Origin of the sequence: Mesorhizobium sp. M1A.F.Ca.IN.022.07.1.1 (assembly GCF_003997575.1) — a bacterium.
GTDB lineage: Bacteria > Pseudomonadota > Alphaproteobacteria > Rhizobiales > Rhizobiaceae > Mesorhizobium.
Window position 1 is genome coordinate 60725 of sequence record NZ_RZST01000001.1, and the last position, 14031, is coordinate 74755.

Genomic DNA, 14031 nt, shown 5'->3' on the forward strand with positions numbered 1-14031 from the left:
AGTGTGGAGCAATGCAGAAAATCATTCATATCACGGATCCTCATTTTGTTGCCCCTGGCAAGACGCTTTACGGCATCGATCCGGCGCAGAGATTGCGCGACACCTTGGACCATGTCTCGTGCGTACACGCAGATGCCAAGCTCATCCTTATTACCGGCGATCTTGCTGATACAGGCGATCCAGCCGCTTACGCACTCTTGCGCGAGATCTTGTCGGAGGTCCGGCTCCCGGTCCATTTGACGATCGGCAACCACGATGACCGCGGCGCATTTCGAGGCGTATTCGGCGGGGAAGGATTCGTTCAGGCGGCTGTCGACTTGCACGACTGGCTCGTCGTCTTGCTCGACACAAAGGACGACATCAGCCATTTCGGTTGTCTTGACGGTGGCCGGTTTGAATGGCTGCAGGACCAGCTTTTCCGTGCCGCCGGCCGACCAGTCGTGGTTGCTATGCACCATACGCCGGCGGATTTGCATGTGCCTTGTTTTAAGACGAGCGATATGAAGGAATCCGATCGGCTCCTTTCCATCCTTCGGAAAAACGCATCGGTCCGCCACATGCTCTTTGGTCACCGGCATGTTGCTGCAGCAGGCAGTTTGTCGGGCATATCGTTTACTGCCAGCCGTGGCACGGCGCAGCATATCGTTCTGGACTGGGAACAATATGGCAAGCCCATATTTGTGGCGGCTGCGCCATCATACGATGTCGTCATGTTGGACGGATCGGATGTCGTTGTCCATCGTCACGAGGGACTTGATCAGCTGCCTGTCATTCGTCCCGGTGATCCGAAATGATGGCTTCACCATCGATCAAAACGTCCGATCGGTCGCGGCCTCGACTGATCATCTTCGATTTTGACGGCACCCTTGCGGAGACGGAAATCGTAGCATCGGAGGTGATTTCGGCAAAACTTGCCGCGGAAGGTGTCCAGGTGCATCCAGATGAAATAACGGCAACGCTCTCCGGTGTTGAGCGGGACGATCAACAACGGCATCTGGAAAGACTTGTCGGTGTAAGCCTGCCGAAGAACTTCATGGAAACGGCCGCGGCTGAGATCCAGCTGGCCGCCTCTGGGACCCTGTCGGCGACACCTGGCGCGATTGAACTGCTCCAGTGGCTTTCCATTCCCTTTTGTGTCGCATCGAACACATCTCGTTTCGAACTCATCCACCGCATGAGAGCCGCCAGTCTCTTGGGGCTTGTAGGCTCACGGTTCTTCTCCTCCGATGACATCGGTGTCCGGAAGCCTGACCCTTCTGTGCTGCTATTGGCGGCGGAAATCATGGGCGTGTCTGCCAGAGAGTGCCTTGTCATTGAGGACAGCGTCATCGGTCTTAGTGCCGCGCGAAATGCAAATATGCGCTACTGCGCATTCGGGGGCGCCCGCCACCATACCAGTCGACTGAGGAATGACCTCCGGACCTTTGAGCCGGAGGCATTGTTGCTGAACTTGGCGGAACTTAAAGGTTTGCTTTGCCCAATGTAGAAAGAGGGCAGCGGCGTGGACGGTCCGCCCGCGCCTGCATCCGGAACACCATACCCCGGCGGGCAGTGCAATGGCGGACAGGTCATCAAGCTTGGTGCGGGATGCGGTATGCGATCTGGTCGCCAGCGGGCCTAGCTCACAATCCAGAATCGCGCATTTTGTTGCCTAAAACCCCGAGCTTCTTGGGGACTTATCTATCTCCAAACTCGTAAGTCAAACAAACAGCGGAGAAGCGTCGGTTTTGCGTTTTTGCCGTACTCTTGGCCTCTCTGGGTTTCGCGAGTTCAGGGTGGCGTTACCGGGGAGATTGAGCGCGATAAAGCCCGGCGACTGACACAGCACCTCGCCACTGAACTCGCATGTAAGACCGGAAATTGTGCGAACCTGAGCGCGGCCTTCCTACATTCGGTTGAGGCCTCAGCTCGCCTTCTCGACTACGCCCAGATCGAGCGCCTGACGGAGCGACTACAGAGTGCTACGCGTGTCGAAGCTATTGGTATGGGCGTCTCCGCAATCTGCGCAGAGCTACTGTCACAGCCGCCTGATCTAGCTGGGGACCCCGGATTGTGAACATCGCTCGCGGTCTGGCTCATGGGCTGGACGCTTCGGCTTATGCTATCGGCATCTCCTATGAAAGATATGAGCGAGAGACCGTCGCCTTTCTCAGAACTGGCCGCGACCGAGGAGCGCATACGCTTGCAATAACGACGCGTGACAAATCGCCAGTCTCTGAGGTGGCGCATGAGGTGCTCCTACTCAGCTCCGGCGCGGGCCTTGGCCGAACCTGGACCGGCAACGCTTATGCCTTCAATGGCTCTTCTGAGTGAGTGCATCGCCGAGTGTCTGAAGGGGCACAGAAATGCTAGACTCCCAATGCCTCGCGAACCAAAGCATAGCTGTGCGAACGCTTGGTAAGATCTCTGTTGGTGCCAACACCGCCTTCAGCGAAGCCTTCCTTTCGCTCTTCAGATCGCCAAGTGTAGTTTTAGTCGGAGCCGGGCCTCTCCGAGGGCAATGACAAGAGATGCCACCCCGGGAAGTTCCGTCAGAACGGTCGCTCCGTTAGTGACGACGGCCGTCGTGCGGCGACCACCGAAGTATGGTCTACGAACAAAGAGAGGGCCAAGCGCAAACTGGTGAAACGACAGATGTACGGCCGCGGCAAGTTGGATCTAAAGGCCGTTAGTCGGCGGTGTAAAGAAATGTCACCGAGAGTGGGTTCAAAGCCCCCGTGGTAAGCGCTCGCCGGGCGGAACTGGTCAGGGTTGCGCAGTCCGCTAGTCTCTCATGTTCCCTGTCAAGGCTGAGCGCAAGACGGATGGTCTGCTCGGCGTGGGCGAAGCAGTCGGATCGGCTGAAGCTGCACAGGGCTGGGGGTGGAGCTCTGAGACGACGGTTGATCAGACTCTCATCCGCGGGTTGGATACCGCCTTCCGTGTCTTCGTCTCGGGGCTGTCCTCTGTCTAGAGGGCGGGCGTCGAGCGGGTTGGCTCGGCCACATAACTAGCGACGGGAGTTCCCCACCGTGGCCCCACCCCCAACGCTGTGCAGCGGGTCGGGTCGAGACCTGTCTATGACGGTGCGACCTCCCGACCGATAGCCCACAAGAAGGCGGCCATCTCGCGTGCGATCGCGGCCACGACCACTGGTGGCTTCTTGCCGGCGGCGTTCAGGCGGCGATAGCGAGTGCAGAGCCTGATTTGCGCCTTCCAGGCGATGTCGCGGACAGCCTTCGGCAGACCCTCGAGCCGGAGCCTCAGCGCTTCGCTGACCCTGGCGGGGTAGCGGTAAGTCCAAGCCGCTTCGACCAAGGCGCGGCGGGCGCGTCGATTGCCGGCGAGCGTAAGGCTCGACCGGCGGACCGTATCGCCAGTCGAGCGCTCTCCCGGAACCAGGCCGAGGAAGGCCATCAACTGCGGCGGCGTATCGAAGCGGCGCACATCGCCGATCTCGGCCGCGAAGATCACTGCGACCAGGAACGAGGCGCCGCGCATCGCCTGATAGGCCTCGACGACCCGTGCCATGGACCAGGTCGGCACGATGGTGCGCAACTGCTCGTCCAGGCGGCGTAGCCGCTGAGCGGCGTCCTCGATCGCGTCGATCTTCTCCTGGAAGACAATCTGCTGCGCCATATGCTCGAAGCTCTGGCGGGCAAGCCAGCGCCGGTGCGCCAATGTCCAATGACCGCCGCCCTCGTAGATCCGGCCATGGCGCAGAAGGAAGGAGAGCAGTTGCTGGCGTTTACGGCGCAGATCGTCGCCTGCAGTTTCCCGGGCCCGAACCAGATCGCGGACAGCCTCATGGACGACGTCCGGCACCCACACTCCAGTCAGCTCGCCCGCCCGATGCAGCCGCGCCAGCGTGACCGCGTCCCGTCGGTTCGTCTTGATCCGCTCGCCCGACCGCTTCGGGATCAGGGCCGGCGCAACCACCATGCAGTCGTGACCAAGATCGCGAACCTGCCGGCACAACCCGTAACCCGTCGGCCCGGCCTCGAAGCAGACGTGCAGTCGATCATACTTCTTTCCCAGCTTCTTGATCGTCCGCTCTATCGCTGCAGGACTATTTTCGACCTCGCCGACAAACCGGACCTCGCCGGTGCGGCCGCCCTCCGCGATCGCCACCGCGTGCTTCTTCTTGGCTACATCAAACGCGACAAACGCTTCGCTATACTCTCCCATGGCTCGCCCTCCGTGCGTGAGGATCGGCTCGGCCCATCCGAGCAACCCTCGTCTCTTAATCGCACGAAAGGGCGGGCCACCGATCTCAGCCCTGGAACATGACGTCTAGCGTGGCGAAGCGACGAGCGCAGGAAATGGTTTGCGCGCAGGTCAGGTGCGTCGAGCGCCTAACGCCTCCTAGATCTTTCCGCGTCCGGTCCTCTGAGGCTTCCGCATCCGAGCGCCACGGCTGGCCATGGTCACACCTCATACGCATGGTGTATGCAGCTGAGGCGGCGCGCGGTGCATGCGTCATGTCCGGATGTCGAGAAATAGCACGCCGCAGAAACTCAAATTCTGCTAATCGAACGTTCAAAGGACGTCGAAACAAGGGGAAGCGTAGAGATGTGGTTCTGCAAAAATGCGGCCCAATGTCGTCGGACAGAAATGCCCAGTTTGGCTATTGAAGCCAAGAAGAACGCAAAAGCCGATGCAGCCTACGACGCGGTACTTCAATTGCTCTACAGCAAATCCCACATGCCGGGGCAGCATCTCAGCGATAAAGAGCTAGCGTCCGACCTCAACATCGGCCGGACTCCTATACGCGAAGCACTTATCCGACTTGCAGCGGAAGGGAAGATCGTGTCCTTTCCTCAAAGGGGCTACTTTACGAGACCTCTGGTCGAGTGGGTTCTATTGGACTCGTATGTGGTGGCGCGCGAAACACTTACCTTCGCCCTAACTCGTACACGGACTCACCCTCTCGACCGAACCGCCCCCTCTGGTGAGTTATCTCCAACGGAGCTCGCTCTTCGAGCGGAAGAAATATTCACTGACATAGCTCTGGGGGCATGTAATTGCGAAATTTGCCATATCATCGACAAGTTCTGTTTCTGCTCTCATGCCCTTCGCATGGAAATAACCGCGTCTGAGCTTTCCCCGGCTTTTCGAACCAGTCTTGCAAGGCTAACTGACGCAATGCCTCAGCTCGGCAAGACTACGAGCGCAGTGGCATCCGCATTGACTAACCACCTTGATGTAGAACAGCGCGCAGTGTCGCGCGCTTTGCAAAATATGAGCAGGAGACAGCTGGCAAACTTCACGTTTACAAAGAAGTATTGGTGAGCGATTTTCGCCGACATCAGCCGAGTAGCTGAGCCATTCGGCTTGGGCCGTCGCAGGAGGGCTGCGGGTCCCGTGCGATATGATGCTGGAGGCGGTCAAGAGACGCTTCGGATCGACGAGGGTGCCTCATCCGATCGAGACCTGTCGGAAAATGGCACCCCTACACCGGCAAGGAACACGCGCCTTCGCCTCTGCGCTGACCGCGTTACTTGCTCCACGCCCGTGAAGCGCCCCACTCCAGCGACGTGTCGGAAGCCTGGGTCAAAACCTTCAAGCGTGATTGCGTTCGCATCACTCCTTGCATGATCACCCATGGTTCTCCGCCAGATCGCCCGGTGGGATGACTACAACGAGATACATCCTCACTGAGCGCTCAGAATACGATCCCGGGAGGTCATTCTGACACAAACCCACTAGCCGGAGTGTTCGCGAAAGGGGCTACTAACATTGGACGCCGGCCCTCGGTCCGGCGAGTGCTTCAACCAATTACGGAAGCTCGGGGTGCTCCCAGCTCGCCAAGGTTGGCTGATTATCTGGCCCGCGGCTTTGGCGGGATGATATTCCTGCGCATCCGCGCTGCGCTTTTTATCTTTTAAATGGTGCCGGTACTAGAGGCTGAAAAAGCAACCTCGCGTTGTCACTTCCGATACTAAAATATCCCAGATAGGAGGCTAAAGGTAGGCGGAGAATAAATAATATATCCATAAATATATTTCAGAGGACCACTTCCCCTTCTTGTCAAGGGCTATTAGGTGTTGATTTACGAAGGAGGGACTGCATCGTTCAGCGAGTTCATTTCCGACGAGGTTGACGCCTCATACGCCGGTTGCGAGCTTGAAAGCTCTTTCCTGAACTCAACGTAGCGAGGGCGCTACGGCGCCCAGCCTGTTCTCAGGAGCGACTCTGCTCTTGTGGGTTAGCCGAGCCTCGTTGCAAGACGCAAAAGTATGCGAGAGACGGGTCGGTTCGGCTCGTGACTTCGCGAGTGGCCGATGGCCGATGTAACACAACCAGGCTAGATCATATGACCAAGGATGTAAGCTTAGCCACGGCAGCAAGCACACGATGCGCCCACCAGAAGGACACTTCTCTTGCGCTCTTTGGAGGAGATCCCACGGTGCCGGCTGGGCGAGTTGTTCTTTGGCCAGCTGCGAAACGTAAACATTTGAAGGCGCTCGCAAATGTTGTCGAAAGCGGCAAATATCATCGCGTCAATCACCCTATGGTGATTGAGCTCGAAAAGCGGCTAGCGGATTGGTCGGGTAACTGGTCTGTGCGCGCCGTTGGAAGCGGCACAGCCGCTATTCACGTGGCTCTCGACTACTACCGGAACCGAGGTCGCCGAGTCGTTACGTCGGCTTTGAACTGGCCGGGAGCCGTCGGCCCAATCACGATCAGTGGACTCGAACCGGTCTTTGTCGATGTTGAGCCAGACCTTGCCGGAGTTGATGAGAAGATGGCGGCCTCCCTCATCAAGCCAGGTGACGCGGCGACGCTCATAACTCATCTGTTCGGAAATAACCTCTTGGTTCCCAGCTTGAGATTGGCGGCGCGAGCGCGAGGCGTGGCGATTATCGATGATGTTTGCCAATCAATTGGCGCTGCGAAAGATATTGTCAATGGAGCTTACTTGGAGAGCGATGCACTCTCTCTCTCCGGCAACGGAGCTAAACACCTCGGGGCAGGTGAGCTTGGATTTGTCCTGACGAGGGACCCTGCTCTGATCCACCATGTAGATAATGTTTCGCTGACAAGCTCGTCGCGATGTGGAGCTAGGATATTCTCCCCGAACTCCAAAGGCTACAATTACCGACCCAATGTATTCTCTGCTGCCATTGCTAATCACAGGCTCAAGCAGCTTGACCGGCAGCTTAAAAAAAGGCGAAGGAATGCTAGGTTCCTTTGGCAGGAGATTGGCCACCTCTCAGGGCTTCTGCCTCTTTTCGATCCAGCAGATCATCAACAATCGATGCTGAATCTCCCGTTGCGTCTTGAGCCGGAAAAGCTCGGTTTTCTACCTGGCCCTACGGCCAGGGATTTCATCATTAAGCTTCTTCAAGCCGAGGGAGTTCCCGTTGCGGTCTGGCTGACGAAGCCCGTCTTTGAATATCTGCCGGATATCTGCGGCCAATGGTCAAGGACCGATTTTCCAAACGTCATGAAGATATTGAACACCATGTTTTACGTGTCGGAGATCGCTCCACCAAACGACGTTGAAGTGATGAAATTGTACGCGGCCGCGTTTCAAAAGGTCTGGGCAGCGCTTCCAAACCTAGCTTCGAAAATTCCTGAGATCGTATCTGTTGCCTGAGGGCGGGATGGCAAGCCGATGGACTGCTCAATAAAAGGTTTTCCACCATATGGCTTTTCGATTGTTCTCAAATTCGGCGGGAGCATCATGCGTGATCTTGCCGTGTGTAAGCTCGCACTGGCTGAACTTGAGCGTCTCGCCGATAAGGGCCATCGAATCCTACTTGTTCCAGGCGGCGGCATCCCGGACAAAGCAATTGAGGCGATTGATGCAGCCGAGCGATTAGATCCGTGTACCGCGCATCATGCGTGTGCTCTAGCACAGGACCAAACGGGGTATTTGCTTGCGGATGCCGCCTTCTCTTCCAAACTAGTTCCATCGGCCAGCCTAGGCGAATGCCGAACTCTCGCGAGACTTGGGAAGATTCCAGTGCTGCTGCCTTCCCGTTTGCTGTTTGCGGCTGACCCAGTGGAATGGAGTTGGGACGTCACATCCGACGCCGTTGCCGCGTGGATCGCTTGGTTAACTGGGGCACCACAGCTGGTGATTTTGACAGATGTCGATGGCGTGCATCGCGGTGGAGCAACCGACGATCCCGCTGCACTTATAGAGCAGATCGCTGCTCAAGATCTTGTCCTTCTCGGCCACACCTCGATTGACGCCTGCGCGGTCGAATTCATGGCGAAGAAAAGCCTTCCCGGCGTTGTGATTAATGCCCGTCATCCCGCTCGTCTCGCCGATTGGCTGGAAGGGAGACGCGTTAGAGCGACTAGGATCACCGTCGCGAGCAGGAAGGCCCATATCACAAGCGACCCTTTGGGGGGGGCGGCATGATGTCATCCACGGCGCTGATAGTGTATGGCCCGGAAGTCGCGCGCTCTGGCCTAACCTCGCTGCTCGACGAATTTATTCGCCGGCGAACCGGTTTGGAACTCTCGGAACGGTTCTTTTCGATTCATAGTCGCAAATCCATTGATGCGTTTTATACCCTTACCTGTTCCACCGGCGGGAAGCATTGGCCATTGGTGCTGGACTTATTCGACATGCGTCCGGTTTGCGCCACGATCTGGAGCGGACCTAATGCGCTGCACTTGTCGCAAAAACTGAAGGGTAACACACAGCCGGCCCAGGCTTTATCCGGCACCGTACGTAGTCTCTTTTTCTGCGATAATCCCGTGACGAACCTCCTTCATGTGAGCGATAGTCATCAAGTAATGGATGCTGAGCTGAGAATACTTAGGTGCCGGTCGTTGGGCGACGAAGCGACTGCTTGGATTTCTCTCGATTCCGGCTACATTGCCCATTCATCTTTCCAAATGTTGCTAAACGTTCTCGGCGACAGGGGAGCTGCGCCGATGCCGGACAATCGGAGTGATGGTAGCGCGTTTGCCCACGCAAGATTCTGTTACGACAGAGCACTCCTAACCGCAGCAAAGTCGGGCCTAACGACAGCCGTCCAGCGGTATTTCCAGGGGGATCGAGCCGGTCTAGAAGGCCTCTTCCGGTATGCACCCCTCCGCTCATCTTGGGACCGCCTCATTCTTGAGGCCGGTCTGTTTTCAATGCCTCTTTGGAATTGCTTACTGAAGCGAACCGTTGATGCCGTCGAGCCGGGAAAACAACCAGGCATGGCACCGCGCCGGAAGGCCGGAGAACAATGAGCGAACTTGATCGTATCAGGACAACGCTTCGGACAAGTCAACAAGCCACTTTCCCGCGTCAGATGCAGGCATTCGGACTGGATCTGGTCGTACAGGAAGGGGTTTTTCCTCCAGAGCACTTCCAGAGTTGGCGTTGGATTAGCGAGAATTTTCCCCCATTCGACGGAAAGACCGTCTTAGAAATCGGCTGCGGTTTCGGTCTTCCCGGCCTTCTGTTGGCAAAGACTGGCGCGCTGTCGTTGCTGACTTGTGACATCAATCCGAGGGCCGTCGCGAACACGTTGGAGAATGCTGCAAGAAACGGCATTAGTAACGTCGAGGTCATCGCAAGCGATATATTTAACAATGTTCCACCTGGCAGAAGGTTCGACATCATATTTTGGAACTACCCGTCGAGCTACGCTCCAGAAGATTACGAGTTTGTCCACGACCTCGAAGGTGGTGCGATCGATCCAGGGTACAACTTGCTCGAGAGATTTCTTTCAGATGGCCCAAGGTTCCTTACGGAATCAGGTCGTATCGTTCTTGGGTTCGGCACTAATGCCCGTGACGACCTTCTTGAAAAGATTGCGGGTTCAAATGATCTCACATCTGTGCTTCTGCGAGCCGGGACCTATCCCGACGTCAACGTAACTTACAGGCTGTTCTCAATATCAAAGAAGGCCACAAGCGCATGATGCCCGAGCTGATGCGCATTGCGTTGGTCGCCATTTCGCGCAATCGGAGCAAAGATAGCTGGGTAGCGGGCAGTAGCGTCCTTTCGCAGTTCATCCAGCGTGCGCCGAACGACATTGACATTCATCATGTCAATTTGGCCGCATTCAATCAGGCTGTGGATAAGGATACCAGGGCTCTGGCGGACGCGGGGTTCTCCATTGCCACATCGCGACCTGCCGACGCGGAGCTGGAGATCGTATTCTTGAGATCGAACGGGACCCTGGCGATAAATTGGGTTCTCGAACAGGAACGACCGACGGCGTTAATCAACGATCCGCTTTTTGGGACAAGGGCGAGTTTCGCGGACGTCATCGCGCGAAAGGTCGAGATGCACCTGGAGAACCACCATTCGAAGCACAGGGATGATCTCCTTGCACTCCTGGAGCATTCCGCCTCAATCTCGGCCGAAATGAGTCTGGACCAATTGGTTGGTAGCATCTCCGCGCTAGACCTCGCGAAATACGTCAATACCAACCTTCGTGGCAGCACGCGATAGATGTCAGCCCCCAATCTCCCGGGAATTCCCGAACACCGTGGCAAACGTAGAAGTGGACATGGAAGAAGCTCGACCTGGTCCACCGATCTGCCGACCGGCAAAAGGAGCCGCTGACTTGCTGTCGGTGAAGAAGGAAGCCAGGATCTTGCCTGCCTTCCTGCGTCCCACGCTGCTGCGGCCGACCCATGCCCTCTCGAGGCCCTCCAGCGCCACTCAGTCGGCGAGCGCGCCGTCGAACCTTGCGCATGGACCGCCTAGGTCACGGAGTCGACCTGGTGCTGCAGCCTTGCCAACGACGAGGAACCTGCCTTGTCCTCCGGTTTGATCCCGGTGTAGTAGTTCGTCAGCTTCTCAATTGTTGAAGCTTCCCCTATGATCACCAAACACCCGCGCGCCGTGGCAAGAGGGTTGCTCGGTGAGTTCGTCGTTTCCATGTAACAAGCACGCAGTACGCACAGTCGAAAGTGCGGTTCAAGTTTATCGCTTCAATGGCTCGTGCACGCGAGCACGCGCGACGAAGACCGAGGTGGGATCCGGAAATAACCTCGGAACTGCCCGAATTGGCCTTGGTGGGGATTCAGACTTCCGCCATCTGCAGACACTGGCAAAGATATTCGCTCAGCAACACCAGAGGCGGCACGTGCATCGCCGACCCGGCCTGTGGCCAAGCCTCAGCCGAGGTAAACAATACCACCTCGTCCGCAGTCCGGGCGATCGGGCAGTCAACGCGGGTCGTAATGGCAATCGTGTATGCTCCGGTTTCGCGCGCAATAGCCAGAAAATCCTTGGTTTCCACAGTGTGGCCACGCGACGAAATGCCAATGGCGAGGCTCAACGAGCCAAGCCCTCGCGCGAGAGCGTGAGACACGGTGGCGGACCCCGAGCAATGTGCGGGGAAACCTAGGCAGATCAGTCGCATGGCCAGAATATCAGCGCAGACGGATGACGGCCCCGTGCCGAACAGTTCGACGCGTCGGGCCGCTCGGATGCGGTTGGCAAACCCACTAATTTGAAGGTCGTCAAAACCACGAGCGGACGCGGAAATTGAGTTTTGTAAAGCAGAACTGAGGATGGCGATCCGAGGAGCTGTGTCTACAGCTTCTGATGGCGCGCGTTCAGCCAGTTCGCCGCTCAACTTCCGCCGCTCAATTTCGCCGCTGAGCGCAATCTTAAACTCGCGAAATCCCGAGAGTCCCAAGGTTCGGCAAAATCTTACAATTGAAGCAGAACCGGTAGCGGTGTTGCGCGCAAGGTCGGCAATGGACAGCGCCAGAACAGCCTCGGGGTCTTGTGCAACATACAGAGCTATACGTGCGAGCGCATTCGGAGCCGTGTTAATTGCATCATAGATGATGTCTAGCAGCAATTTCTGTGTATGTCGGGGCTTCCGCATGTGTCTTAGTGTTCGTTCCAAGCTGGCAGTCGACCCGCGAAGGCCTAGCAAAGCCCTGCATATTCGAGTCTCGCTGACGGTTCACTGACGCAGATCATAGACAAGGTCGATATCGGATTCCGGCTGCCGCTCCGTTCGCGCCCATGTCTCGGCAGTCGGGGCAATGGACGCGAGGGCATGCGCTCGGCCGCTCGCGAGGCGGTCTTGCGAGTGGCCTCGTTTAACGACGTCTCCTGGCCCGATGCTGTCAATGGAGCTTACTTTACTGGCTGCGCATGCGCCGCGCAAACCGTGGTGTCCTCGTCGTCAGGGCAGTGGGGACGACTGCACGGCAACGCAAGCGGTGCCGTCTGGGAAAATATATTCATTAGTATATTGGCGACATAACCAATCTTACTTGCGTTCTTCTATGATTAGGTTCATCGTCCGATCGAAAACGGGGGCATGACAAGGTGACTACATCTCTAGGGAACGCCGACGTGGCGTTTGGTAAATAGCTCATCTCAGCAAGTTGGCCACGAGCTTGCCGATGCCACCCGTACTAGCGGTTCGTCTCGCGGCTAGCGCATGCGACGGGCTTTACTTCTCTGGTACGGCAACAGAGGGCGCGACTGCTTGGGGTCAAGCTGGTCAGGAACTTGTCCTGTCGCGCATTGGCTCCGGCTGTTTAAAAAAGCCGCTGCAACAGTGAGGAAACCACAATGTTTCACCCGCTTCCAGAAGAGCTGCGCGATATCGCGGGTCAACCCTTTCCACTTTATCCCTGCTCGAATGAATCTTGGTCAATCAAGCCGACGGCCGGCCGCTCAAGCTCGCGGGTTATGATATGTTCCATTCCGAAGGCGGGCACCCACCTATATGCCCGTCTGCTTGGACTGCTCGGGCTTGTACAGTCGGATGTGTTCTTTAATAAAGACTATCTTGGAGACTTCCGCTTTGTGGATGTCGAGCGAGCTCGCTTCACTCATTCCGAAAATATTCTATGGATACCGATCGAGATATCCTCGCGCTTTATTCAGCCCGGTCAGTTTGGCTATGGGCATCTACCGTGCGACATCGGCACTCGCCATTGTTTAGCGGATTTCAAGATCGTCTTTCTTTCGCGCGAAATGCGTGCGGCAATTGTGTCGCAGATGCGATATGTAGGTGACAGCGATTGGTGCCCGCCTGAGAGGGCTGAGATTACGTGGCGCAATGAGCCGGACGGACCTGACAAAATGCTGAAGTACTTCGATGAGATCGCGCCTTTCATTTTCAATGATCGCTGCCATCCAGTGGCACCGTGGGCGGATCAGGAGAATGTTCTTGGATTGAGCTATGAGCAGATCATAGGCGACCAAGGACGCGAAGTTCAGCTCGAGACCATTCGCAGAATTGTAGAGTTTTGCGAGATCGAGCGGCCGCCGCAGCCTGAGCTGATCTTAAACCAGCTAATCGGACAGCAGACCTTCACCCTGTCCAGCGGGCGAACTTCGTGGGAGGCTTGCTGGAATGCCGAGATCGAGGCGCGGTTTACCGCGCTGGGAGGGACGAGACTCAACGAGCGATTCGGATTTGGTTCGTAGATTTCAGGCTGTCGCAGAGCCCGGCGATGGCAGGTACGCTCGGAGCCGCTCGCCGGACGTTTATGCGAGCGATATTCTGGAAAGGCGCGCTGACCACTGCCCACCTGCCGCCCGCGCAATCACTTCCTGAAGTGCCGACATCGCGATTGGCGCGGGGCTTGCAAGGACCCTTGGTGCAACGTTCGACCGGAGCGCAGCGACGGGAGATGCCCGGGAGGGAGGAACCTGCCTCGATCCGGTTAGGAGACAAGAATTGTTGAATATAATCCCGCACACCGCAGCGCGAGTCCCGCGCGCCCTAAGCCCTCTTATCCCAGCTTTACGTGCAGGTGTTTGCTGCAGTCACGCTCAGCCATCGCACTCGGCCGCCTGAAGCCGCTCGGCGAACGGCGACCGCGGGGGCAGTTCGCACGCACACAGCGCCGCTCACGGATGGGTCGGCTGTTGGGCCCAGCCATCCCACCGCATCTCTTCGAATAGCACGAGCCCCTTGACCTCCCGTCATCCGCGAACAGCGGGTGAGGCATTAAAGCGGTGCCCCCTTTGACGTCAAAAGGCCAGCCGTTGCCGCCCTGCCGTTCACTGTTAATTGGAGCCTAACCATGCCTTACGCCAAAAGCCGGCCGTATCGCTCTTTCAGCCCTAGCCCTGCTTTTTTTCGGGCTGGCGACGCAATA

11 protein-coding genes are annotated in these 14031 nt (G+C 57.2%); 9 read left to right on the plus strand and 2 right to left on the minus strand.

The features are described 5' to 3' along the window. The first annotated feature begins 11 nt into the window (after positions 1 to 11). Both EOA75_RS00305 and EOA75_RS00310 read left to right on the plus strand, forming a co-directional pair. Positions 12 to 794: a metallophosphoesterase gene (locus tag EOA75_RS00305; RefSeq protein WP_164747226.1), complete on the plus strand. Its 783-nt coding sequence runs from the start codon at positions 12 to 14 to the stop codon at positions 792 to 794. Further along, positions 791 to 1486: an HAD family phosphatase gene (locus EOA75_RS00310; protein ID WP_127220032.1), complete on the plus strand. Its 696-nt coding sequence runs from the start codon at positions 791 to 793 to the stop codon at positions 1484 to 1486. The genes EOA75_RS00305 and EOA75_RS00310 overlap by 4 nt, the downstream gene beginning before the upstream one ends. A 1571-nt stretch (positions 1487 to 3057) precedes the next feature. Here the strand turns inward: EOA75_RS00310 and EOA75_RS00325 are convergent. Then, positions 3058 to 4167, minus strand: a complete 1110-nt coding sequence (locus EOA75_RS00325) for an IS110 family transposase (RefSeq protein WP_127323341.1) — start codon at positions 4165 to 4167, stop codon at positions 3058 to 3060. A 384-nt stretch (positions 4168 to 4551) separates the two neighbouring features. Here EOA75_RS00325 and EOA75_RS00330 point away from each other — a divergent pair, with 384 nt between their 5' ends. From EOA75_RS00330 to EOA75_RS00355, 6 genes are all read left to right on the plus strand, one after another. After that, positions 4552 to 5271 carry a GntR family transcriptional regulator gene (locus EOA75_RS00330; RefSeq protein ID WP_029354792.1) on the plus strand — a complete coding sequence of 240 codons (720 nt, stop codon included), beginning with the start codon at positions 4552 to 4554 and terminating at the stop codon, positions 5269 to 5271. A gap of 1024 nt (positions 5272 to 6295) precedes the next feature. Next, positions 6296 to 7582: a DegT/DnrJ/EryC1/StrS family aminotransferase gene (locus EOA75_RS00335; RefSeq protein ID WP_091595886.1), complete on the plus strand. Its 1287-nt coding sequence runs from the start codon at positions 6296 to 6298 to the stop codon at positions 7580 to 7582. A gap of 18 nt (positions 7583 to 7600) precedes the next feature. Further along, entirely contained in the window at positions 7601 to 8356 is a 756-nt protein-coding gene (locus EOA75_RS00340) for an aspartate kinase (protein ID WP_051695332.1), read from the plus strand. Then, positions 8353 to 9183 carry a nucleoside-diphosphate kinase gene (locus EOA75_RS00345; RefSeq protein WP_236370659.1) on the plus strand — a complete coding sequence of 277 codons (831 nt, stop codon included), beginning with the start codon at positions 8353 to 8355 and terminating at the stop codon, positions 9181 to 9183. The genes EOA75_RS00340 and EOA75_RS00345 overlap by 4 nt, the downstream gene beginning before the upstream one ends. Then, complete coding sequence (locus EOA75_RS00350) at positions 9180 to 9860, plus strand: methyltransferase (RefSeq protein WP_029354798.1); 681 nt, start codon at positions 9180 to 9182, stop codon at positions 9858 to 9860. The genes EOA75_RS00345 and EOA75_RS00350 overlap by 4 nt, the downstream gene beginning before the upstream one ends. Beyond that, positions 9857 to 10396 carry a hypothetical protein gene (locus EOA75_RS00355; protein WP_051695334.1) on the plus strand — a complete coding sequence of 180 codons (540 nt, stop codon included), beginning with the start codon at positions 9857 to 9859 and terminating at the stop codon, positions 10394 to 10396. Before EOA75_RS00350 ends, EOA75_RS00355 begins: the two co-directional genes overlap by 4 nt. A gap of 577 nt (positions 10397 to 10973) precedes the next feature. On the opposite strand, the gene EOA75_RS00360 is transcribed toward EOA75_RS00355, so the two are convergent. After that, positions 10974 to 11762, minus strand: coding sequence for a MurR/RpiR family transcriptional regulator (locus EOA75_RS00360; protein WP_164746656.1), 789 nt, complete (start codon positions 11760 to 11762; stop codon positions 10974 to 10976). A gap of 728 nt (positions 11763 to 12490) precedes the next feature. Here EOA75_RS00360 and EOA75_RS00365 point away from each other — a divergent pair. Beyond that, complete coding sequence (locus EOA75_RS00365) at positions 12491 to 13354, plus strand: sulfotransferase domain-containing protein (protein WP_126057760.1); 864 nt, start codon at positions 12491 to 12493, stop codon at positions 13352 to 13354. Positions 13355 to 14031: the final 677 nt, after the last annotated feature.